Below are 9,278 nucleotides of genomic sequence, written 5' to 3'. Positions count from 1 at the left end.
CGACCCTCGCCCTGGCCGTCGCCGGCCCGACCCCCGCCCAGGGCCGCAAACCCGTACGAGCGCGGCCCCGCCCCCACCGTGGCGAGCATCGAGGCGACCACCGGCCCGTTCGCCACCGCCCAGCTCACCGTCGCGCGCTCCGCCGTGACCGGCTTCGGCGGCGGAACCGTGTGGTACCCGACGAGCACGGCCGAGGGGACGTTCGGCGCGGTCGCCATCTCACCCGGCTTCACCAACTCACAGTCCACTGTGGCCTGGCTCGGCCCCCGCCTCGCCTCCCAGGGCTTCGTCGTGGTCACCATCGACACCCTCTCGGTGTTCGACCAGCCGGCGAGCCGGGGCACCCAGCTCCTCGCGGCCCTGGACTACCTGGTCGGCACCAGCGCCGTGCGCAGCCGCATCGACCGCAACCGGCTCGCCGTGATGGGCCACTCCATGGGCGGCGGCGGCAGCCTGTCGGCGGCGAACACCCGGCCCGCGCTCCAGGCGGCGATCCCGCTGGCCGGCTGGCACACCGTCAAGAAATGGTCCGGGGTACGCGTGCCGACCCTCGTCGTGGGCGCCGAGAACGACACGGTGGCCCCGGTGGCCTCGCACTCGGAGCCGTTCTACACCAGCCTGCCGGCCACCCTCGACAAGGCGTACCTGGAGCTGAACGCCGCCGGCCATTCCGCGCCCACATCGTCGAACGTGACCGTGGCGAAGTACAGCATCTCCTGGCTGAAGCGGTTCGTGGACGACGACACCCGCTACGAACAGTTCCTCTGCCCGGCCCCGCGCGACGCCACGATCGAGGAGTATCGCGACACCTGCCCGCACTCCTGAACCCCGGCCGGCCGCTCAGCGGGGCGTCGGCGTCAACTGGTCGCGGAGGCTGCCGCGCTGAACCGCCCGGCTGATGTCGCTGGGCGAGACGATCCCGACGAGCCGCCCGCCGGCCACCACCAGCGCCCGGCCGTCGGCGCACTCGCTGAGCCGAGGCAGCAGGTCGTTGAGCTGCTCGTCCGGGTCGGCCAGCACGAGCTGGTCGGCCCGGCAGGCCACCTCGGCCAGCGTGGTCGCCGACCGGGCCTCGGCCGGGATGCCGCGTACCCGATCGAGGGTGACCAGGCCGACCGGCCGGCCGTCGTCGGTCAGCGGCAACGCCGAGTGCCGGTACGCGAAAAGGTAGTGGTCGACGAAGTCGGCCACGGTCATGTCGCCCGAGGCGGTCTGCGGCTGCGGGGTCATCACGTCGGCGACCCGCACCCCGCGCAGCGCGCTGCCCATTCGGGCGTGCCGTTCCTCCATCCCGGCCGCGCCGATCAGGAACCAGCCGATCAGCGCCAGCCAGAGCCCGCTGAACCCCGCCCCGCGTACGAACTGCCACAGGCCCAGCCCGATCAGCAGTGCGCCGAGGACCCAGCCCGCCCGGGCCGCCACCACGGACGCCCGGGTCCGGTCGCCGGTGGCCTTCCACACGGCGGCCCGCAGCAGCCGGCCCCCGTCCAGCGGAGCGGCCGGCAGCACGTTGAAGACCGCCAGCAGGATGTTGATGCCGGCCAGCCAGGCCAGCGCGCCGAGCAGCAGCCCGCCCACCCCGGTCAGGGCGAGCAGCACGGCGAAGCCGCCGAAGAAGAAGCCGATGACCAGGCTGACCAGCGGCCCGACGCCGGCGATGCGCAGCTCCGCCCCAGGGTCGCGGGCCTCCCCGCGCAACTCGGCCACCCCGCCGAAGAGCCACAGGGTGATCCCGGAGACCTCCAGCCCGTTGCGCTTGGCGACCACGGCGTGCGAGACCTCGTGGGCGAGGAGCCCGAGGAAGAAGACCACCGCCGCGCTCAGCCCCGCGAGCACGTACGCCCAGGTCGGCTGGTCCGGGTACGACCGGGGGAACTGGCTGGCCGCCAGGCCCCAGGCGATCAACCCGAAGATGACCAGGACGCTCCAGTTGACCCCGACGGGAACGCCCGCGATCCGGCCGATCCGGAAACTCGCCCTCATCCGCCCGTCATACCCCGCGAAACGCCGGCCATGCCAGGGCCGATGGTCCCCATCTCCCCGGAGGTCGCCGGGCTGACCCGGCAGAGAGTCGGGGTTGACCCGGCCGGGAATAGTGGCAAAGGTGACGAGGCTGATCGATGAGGACGACGACCCGTACCGCTGGCTGGAGGACCTGGACGGCCCGGACGCCGCCGGCTGGGTGCGCGACCGCAACGCCGAAACCATGGCCGCGCTGACCGGCGGCGACCGGTTCGCCGCCCTGCGGGCCGAGATCCGCGAGGTGCTCGACGCGGAGGACCGCATCCCCTACCCCGGCTGGCGCGGCGACCACCTCTACTACAACTTCTGGATCGACGCGGCCCACCCCCGGGGCGTCTGGCGGCGAACCACCCTCGAGGAGTACCGCCGGCCCGAGCCGCAGTGGGACATCCTGCTCGACGTCGACGCGCTGGCCGCGCAGGAGGGCGAGAACTGGGTCTGGCAGGGGGCGACGGTGCTGCGCCCCGGGCACGACCGGTGTCTGGTCAGCCTCTCCCGGGGCGGCTCCGACGCGACCGTGGTGCGCGAGTTCGACCTGGTCCGCCGGGCCTTCGTCGCCGACGGCTTCACGCTGGCCGAGGCCAAGAGCGCGGTCTGCTGGATCGACGCCGACCACGTTCTGGCCGCCACCGACGTCGGGCCCGGGTCGCTGACCACCTCCGGCTACCCGCGGGTGATCCGGCGGTGGCAGCGGGGCACGCCGCTGGCGTCCGCCGAGGTCGTCTTCGAGGGCGAACAGAACGACGTCTCCGCGTACGCCTCCTACGACCACACGCCCGGGTACGAGCGCACCTTCGTCGGCCGCCGTCTCGACTTCTTCCGGTCCGAGGCGTACCTGCTGACGCCGGCCGCAGAGCGGGTACGGATCGACGTGCCGTCCGACGCCCACTGGGACGCGCACCGGGAGTGGCTGGTGATCGGGCTGCGCTCCGCCTGGACGGTCGAGGGCGTCACCCACCCGGCGGGCGCGCTGCTGGCCGCCCGGTTCGACGCGTTCCTCGCCGGTGAGCGGGAGTTGACGACGCTGTTCACGCCGGACCAGCGCACCGCGCTGAGCTACCACGCGTGGACCCGCCACCACCTGATCCTGGCCACCCTCGCCGACGTGCGCAGCAGACTGGAGGTGCTCACCCCCGACCCGGTCGGCGCTTGCGGCTCGCCGGGGCGGTGGCGGCGGGAGCCGCTGGCCGGTGCGCCGGAGTCCGAGCACAGCCGGGTGGTGGACACCGACCCGGACGTCGGCGACGCGTACCTGCTGGCCTCCGAGGGGTTCCGGCAGCCGGCGACGCTGCGGCTCGGGCAGGTCGGCGGCCCGGTCGAGACGCTCAAGCGGGCACCCGCCTTCTTCGACGCCTCGGGCCTGACCGAACGCCAGTTCTTTGCCACCTCCGCCGACGGGACGCGGGTGCCGTACTTTCTGGTGGGCGACCCCAACGCGGCCGGCGGGCCGACCCTGCTCACCGGGTACGGCGGCTTCGAGGTGCCCGAGCTGCCGCACTACAGCGGCGTGACCGGCCGGGGCTGGCTGGCGCGGGGCGGCAGCTACGCGGTGGCGAACATCCGGGGCGGCGGTGAGTATGGGCCCGCCTGGCACCGGGCCGCGCTGCGGGAGAACCGACCCCGGGCGTACGAGGACTTCGCCGCCGTCGCCGCCGACCTGGTGACCCGGGGCATCACCACCCCGGCGCGCCTCGGCGTCGAGGGCGGCAGCAACGGCGGGCTGCTGGCGGGGGTGATGCTGACCCGCTACCCGGAGCTGTTCGGCGCGGTCGTCGCGCACGTGCCGCTGCTGGACATGCGGCGCTACCACCGGCTGCTCGCGGGCGCGTCGTGGATGGCCGAGTACGGCGACCCGGACGACGCCGCCGACTGGGCCTACCTGCGCCGGTACTCGCCGTACCACAACGTCGACGGCGACCGGTCGTATCCACCGACCCTGCTCGTCACCTCGACCCGCGACGACCGGGTGCACCCGGGGCACGCCCGCAAGATGGCCGCCCGGCTGCGCGAGCACGGTCACGAGGTGGCGTACTACGAGAACGTCGAGGGCGGGCACGGCGCGGCGGCGAACAACGCGCAGCGGGCGTTCGTGTGGGCGCTGACCCTGGAGTTCCTGTGGCGCAACCTGGGCGGGGAGGGGTAACGCCCCTTCCGCATGGGGTTGCATCAGCGCATGCTTGCCTATCACTCCCTATCTGTTCTATTCTCATGGCGTGATAGGGAATGATAAGCAGCTTTACGCCGTCGATGAGGTGGCCGACCTGCTCGGTCTGCACGTCAAGACGGTGCGCGGTTACGTCCGGGCCGGGAAGTTGCCGGCCACCCGGGTGGGCAAGTCGTACCGAATCGCGGCGGCCGACCTCGCGGAGTTCACCGGGCAGCCGCCGACGCTGCCCGCCCGGGAGACCGTGCGCCGGGTGCGCCGGGTCGAGGCCACCACGATCGTGCAGGTCGACGCGGTCGGCCCGGAGACCGTGCGGCGCATCGCGGCGATGGTCGGCGCGGCCGCGGGCACGGAGGACTGCGAGCCGCTGCGCGTCCAGACGATCTACGACGAGGAGCGCGCCGAGCTGAAGGTGATCCTCTTCGGCGGGCCGAACCGGGTCGGTGCCGCGCTGCGGCTGCTCGCTATGGTGCTGGAGGACGAGTGACCACCATCTACCGCACGCCCGCCGGCCAGCGCGCCGTCGAGGCGGCCTACACCGACCAGTTGGGCCGCTGGCCCGTGCCGGCCGAGCAGCGCACCGTGCCGACCCGGCTCGGCGACACGTTCGTGATCAGCAGCGGCCCGGCGGACGGGCCGCCGCTGGTTCTTCTGCACGGCTCGGGCACCAACGCCATGATGTGGGCCGGCGACGTAACGGCGTGGGCGCCACGGTTGCGGGTCCACGCGGTCGACGTCGTCGGCGAGGCCGGGCGCAGCGCCCCCGCCCGGCCACCCCTCGGCGGTGACGAGTACGCCGGCTGGCTTGACGACGTCCTCGACGCCCTTGGTGTGCAGGCCGCGTCGCTGGTCGGTGCGTCGCTCGGTGGCTGGCTGGCCGTCGACTACGCAACCCGCCGGCCCGGGCGCGTGGAGCGCCTGGTGTGCCTGTGCCCGGGCGGGATCGGCCGGCAGAAGTACGGCTGGCTGCTGCCCGCACTCCTGTACCGGCCGTTCGGCGCCTGGGGCCGCCGCCGCACGCTGATGACGGCGACCGGCCTCAACCGGACCGGGCTGGGCCCCGTGGTCGACTACATGGACACCATCCACCGCCACTTCCGTCCCCGCACGGAGAAGCTGCCGGTGTTCACCGACGACGCTTTGGCCCGCCTCACCATGCCGGTGCTCGTCGTCGTCGGCGAACGGGACGCCCTGCTCGACTCGCGAGACACCGTGCGGCGGCTGGAACATGCCGTCCCGCACGCCGACGTCCGCCTGCTGCCCGGTGTCGGCCACTCCATCATCGGCCAGGGCGAGGCGGTGCTCGCGTTCCTCAGCCCTCGAACACCAGGTTGAACGGCGCCTCGGCGATCCGGCGGAACCGCGTGAACCCGGCACGGCGGGTGACACGTCTCTTACCAACACCCTCAGCCCCAACGTCGCACGGCACGCCGACGCCCGATCCTGCCGGGTGCGACTACCAGGACGGCGAGCTGGCGATCGAACTGATCGACGACGGCATCGGGGTGGGCAGGGCGTCGACGACCAGCACGCCGGTGCCCGGCCGGACCTCGGCGAGCAGTTGGCGCTGGCCGCTGCGGGTCAGCCGGATACAGCCGTTGGTGACATTCTCGCCAAGGGTGTCGTCGTCCTGCCATGAGTGCAGGCCGATGTGCGCGCCGGCCAGGCTCGCGGGCACGGCGTCCGGGTCGTCGGGGATCGCGCCGAGGGCGAAGACGTCCACCCCGCCGTACACGGGCTCGGGCGGCGGGGTGCGGCCGAGGACGAAGGTGCGCCCGAGCGGGGTTTCCTGGCCGGGCATGCCGAGGCTGACCGGCCACGATCGCACGGCGTTGCCGTCGCGGTACCAGGTGAGCCGGTGCGGCCGGCGCTCCACCACGATCTGGTCGCGTAGCGGCACGGTGGCCCAGCCGCCGTCGGGCGGCAGCCAGGCGATCCGCCGGTTGGCCGAGGGCAGCAGCACCGCCGTCCAGCCGGTGCGGCGCTCGACGATGGGCACGGTCACCTCGACGCCGTTGATGGTGGGGGTGAGGAAGGCGAGCGGCCGGCCGCCGGGCGCGTCGTAGGCGGCGACCTTGCGGGTCGGCGTCAGCCCCTCGGTGAGGGGGGCGGGATCGGACGGGCGCGGGTCGGCGGGGAAGCCGGCGGGCGCCGGGTCGTAGTCGACCACCGGCAGGGTCGCGGGCGCGGGCGCGGCGGCGGGCACGGGGTCGTCCGTGGGCCCGGCCTCCCCGGCCTCCCCGGCGGGCGCGGTGGGGCCGGCGGTGGGCGGTCGGGCCACGCGGGCCGGCTCGGGCGTCCCGGCCGTGGCCAGTGCGGTCGCGAGCAGCAGGGGTACGCCGAGCGCGGCGACCAGCCAGCCGAGTGTCCACCGTGAGGTAAGTCGGGCAAACAGCACAAATGCACTGTAGGTGGCGGGTGATGGGTGGTGGGGGTGATTGCAGGGGGCCCCTCCTATGCAAAAAGCGTTAAGAAGGGGCCCCTCCTTGCACCCGCGGCGTGCTCAGCTCAACTTGGCGGCGGTGTGGATGGCGATCGCGTCGTGGGCCGGGACGTTCGCGGGAAACCAGCCGTTCGCGTCCACGGTGATCACCGGGCCGCTGCACGTCCCGCTCGTGAAGTCGCCGTGGATCACGTCGCAGTACCGGCCGGCGGGGAGCCCGGCGTAGTACGAGCGGCCGGTGATGGCCACGTCCTCGTCGTTGACCGTGAGGTAGCCCTTGCCGGCGCGGCTGAACGCGATGTGGTTGTTGCCGTTGTCGTACCAGTTGGCGACGCCCGCGCCCTGGGTGGCGTTGTGGAAGCCGACCATGTTGGCGATCACCCGCCAGCGGTGCTCGCACTCCCAGCCGGAGTAGCAGGTGGTGTTCAGGGTCTTGTTGTTGACGTCGGAGGGCGGGCCGGCGTCTCGGTCGCTGAAGGTGTAGCTGGACATGACCGTGGGCGAGCCGTACGGCCAGGCCAGCATGAAGGCATTGGCCAGGGCGTAGATGCCACGGTCGCGGTAGGTGAGCACCCCGCCGACGTCGCGCTGGGTGTCGTGGTTGTCCACGAAGACCGCCGCCGGGCCGCTGGGCAGGTGGCCCCACCCCTCGCCGAAGTTCTTCAGGTACGCGAGCCTCTCGCTGCGGAACACCCGGGCCAGGTCCTTGCCGTACCGGAACTCGTGCACGTCGCCGTTGCCGGTGTACTCGGTCGGCTGGATCGGCTCGCCCGCGCCGTAGATGACCTCCTGCACGAGGTACGCCGAGCGGGACAGCTTGCCCTTGATGGCGGCGATGTCGGCGGCCGGCATGTGCTTGCTGGCGTCGAGCCGGAACCCGTCGACGCCGAGGGAGAGCAGGTCGTTGAGGTACCCGGCGATCTTCGACCGGACGTAGTCGGACTCGGTGGCGAGGTCGGACAGGTTGACCAGCTCGCAGTTCTGCACCTCGTACCGGTCGTTGTAGTTGGCGATGTCGTCGCCGCCGTTGCGCCCGCAGTGGTGGAAGTCCTGCGTCTGGTAGATCCCCGGGTAGTCGTAGTGGCCGTACGGGGAGCCGGCCCAACCGGTGCCGCCGGCGTCCTGGCCGGACATGTGGTTGATGACGGCGTCGACGATCACCTTCACGCCGGCGGCGTGGCAGGTGTTCACCATGGACTGGAACTGCGCCCGGGTGCCCTTGCGGGACTCGACGCGGTAGCTGACCGGCTGGTACGCCAGCCACCACTGGTTGCCCCGGACGTGCTCCTGGGGCGGGGAGACCTGCACGTAGCCGTAGCCCTTCGGGCCGAGGACGTTGGTGCACTCGCTGGCCACCGAGGGCCAGTTCCACTCGAACAGGTTGGCGATGACCTTCTTCGTGCCGGGCGGTGCCGCGGCGGCCGGGGGTGCCGCCACGGCGGTCGGTGCGAGCAGGCCGGCGATCACGCCCAGGGCGAAGATCGCCGAGCGGCATCGACGTCGATGCATCGGGACTCCTGACGGGTTGGGGGGCGGAGTGAACTGCGGCTTGCCGGCATCTTGCAGCCCGAGTTGAAATTTTCGGAAAGATTACAAGCGTGTTGCAGTGGGTGTCAACGGATGGACGGGCGTCGTTGCACGGGACGCCTACACGCAGCACAGGGCGGGACGGTTCGAAGGTGCCACGGAAAAAGCTCGGGAAAGTTCACCGTCAGGCTGATCCGTTGAACCCGGTGTTCCGTACTCGATGGGGGAGCAGGGTCGGCCGGTGGGGGCGCCGCCGCTACACGATCGAGGAGCAGATGGCTCGGGCACAGCAGAACCAGAAGGCCGCGACCGTCCGTACCACGAGCAGCAGCCGCGGGGTGCGGACCAGGTCCAAGACGTCCATCGCGCTGATGGGCGGGTCGGCGCTGGCGATCGTCTGGGCCGGTGCCGAGTTGGCCGGCGCCGGCACGATGATGTACGCGTACGGCTTCTTCTTCACTGAGTTCTTCGCCGGGGTCGTCGCCCTGGTGTCGCTCAGCCTCACCGTGATGATGGGCCTGCTGGCCACAGACCGGCTCGTGCTGCTCATCCGGCACCGGGTGCTGCTCCAGTCGGCGCACCGGGCCACCGGCGTCCTCGGCGTCGCCGGCCTGGTGTTCCACGTCATCACGAAGATCGCCATTGGCCGGGCCGGGCCGACCGACGCCCTCGTACCGTTCATCGGGGGACGGGGGCTCTACGTCGGGCTCGGCACGGTGGCGTCGTTCCTCATGTTGACCGTGCTGTGGACCGGCATCATCCGGGCCCGGTTCGTCGGCGTCGGCCCCAAGTGGTTCTGGCGGGCGCTGCACTCGATGGCGTACCTGGCCTGGCCGTTCGCGCTGTTCCACGGCCTGAACGCGGGCCGGCCGGCGCAGTCCTGGGTGACCCTGAGCTACCTCGTCTGCGTGCTGCTGGTGGTGATGGCGCTGATGGTCCGGCTCTCCGTGCACCTCGGCAAGCGCAGTCGCGAGCAGCACCAGGCCGCCGCTCTGAACAAGGCGATGGCCGGCAGGCCCGCCGAGGACGGCAAGACGACCACCATGCTGCTCGGCCGCATCAGCCGCAAGCGCGACGACGCCGAGGAGAAGCGGGAGAGCCGAACCGGCCGGGCCCGCAGCA

General features: G+C 72.3%; 7 protein-coding genes and 1 pseudogene. 5 read left to right on the top strand and 3 right to left on the bottom strand.

Annotated features, from left to right (window positions below; all coding sequences use genetic code 11):
- On the top strand, positions 1-825 hold an 825-nt coding region (locus tag MCAG_RS07630; RefSeq protein ID WP_083802218.1), incomplete at its 5' end, for a dienelactone hydrolase family protein.
- A 15-nt stretch (positions 826-840) separates the two neighbouring features.
- Here the strand turns inward: MCAG_RS07630 and MCAG_RS07625 are convergent.
- On the bottom strand, positions 841-1,983 hold the full coding sequence (locus MCAG_RS07625) for a site-2 protease family protein (protein ID WP_007072384.1): 1,143 nt from the start codon (positions 1,981-1,983) through the stop codon (positions 841-843).
- Positions 1,984-2,104: 121 nt separating this feature from the next.
- Between MCAG_RS07625 and MCAG_RS07620 the strand changes: the two genes are divergently transcribed.
- The 3 genes from MCAG_RS07620 (at position 2,105) to MCAG_RS07610 (ending at position 5,521) form a co-directional block, all read left to right on the top strand.
- Positions 2,105-4,165: a prolyl oligopeptidase family protein gene (locus tag MCAG_RS07620; RefSeq protein ID WP_232290107.1), complete on the top strand. Its 2,061-nt coding sequence runs from the start codon at positions 2,105-2,107 to the stop codon at positions 4,163-4,165.
- 70 nt (positions 4,166-4,235) lie between these two features.
- Complete coding sequence (locus MCAG_RS07615) at positions 4,236-4,673, top strand: helix-turn-helix domain-containing protein (RefSeq protein WP_232290106.1); 438 nt, start codon at positions 4,236-4,238, stop codon at positions 4,671-4,673.
- A complete protein-coding gene (locus tag MCAG_RS07610; protein WP_036372764.1) occupies positions 4,670-5,521 on the top strand; it encodes an alpha/beta fold hydrolase in 852 nt (283 codons plus the stop codon). Before MCAG_RS07615 ends, MCAG_RS07610 begins: the two co-directional genes overlap by 4 nt.
- Positions 5,522-5,642: 121 nt before the next feature.
- Here MCAG_RS07610 and MCAG_RS07605 read toward each other — a convergent pair whose 3' ends face one another.
- A complete protein-coding gene (locus MCAG_RS07605; RefSeq protein ID WP_007072380.1) occupies positions 5,643-6,584 on the bottom strand; it encodes a L,D-transpeptidase in 942 nt (313 codons plus the stop codon).
- A gap of 105 nt (positions 6,585-6,689) precedes the next feature.
- Positions 6,690-8,138 (bottom strand): alpha-amylase family protein, encoded by a 1,449-nt coding sequence (locus MCAG_RS07600; protein WP_007072379.1) that lies wholly within the window; start codon positions 8,136-8,138, stop codon positions 6,690-6,692.
- A 293-nt stretch (positions 8,139-8,431) separates the two neighbouring features.
- On the opposite strand from MCAG_RS07600, the pseudogene MCAG_RS33510 reads away from it, so the two are divergent.
- Positions 8,432-9,278: pseudogene (locus MCAG_RS33510) on the top strand (hypothetical protein); the annotation flags it as partial.

Origin of the sequence: Micromonospora sp. ATCC 39149 (assembly GCF_000158815.1) — a bacterium.
GTDB lineage: Bacteria > Actinomycetota > Actinomycetes > Mycobacteriales > Micromonosporaceae > Micromonospora.
This window is presented reverse-complemented; position numbering and strand designations above follow the sequence as displayed.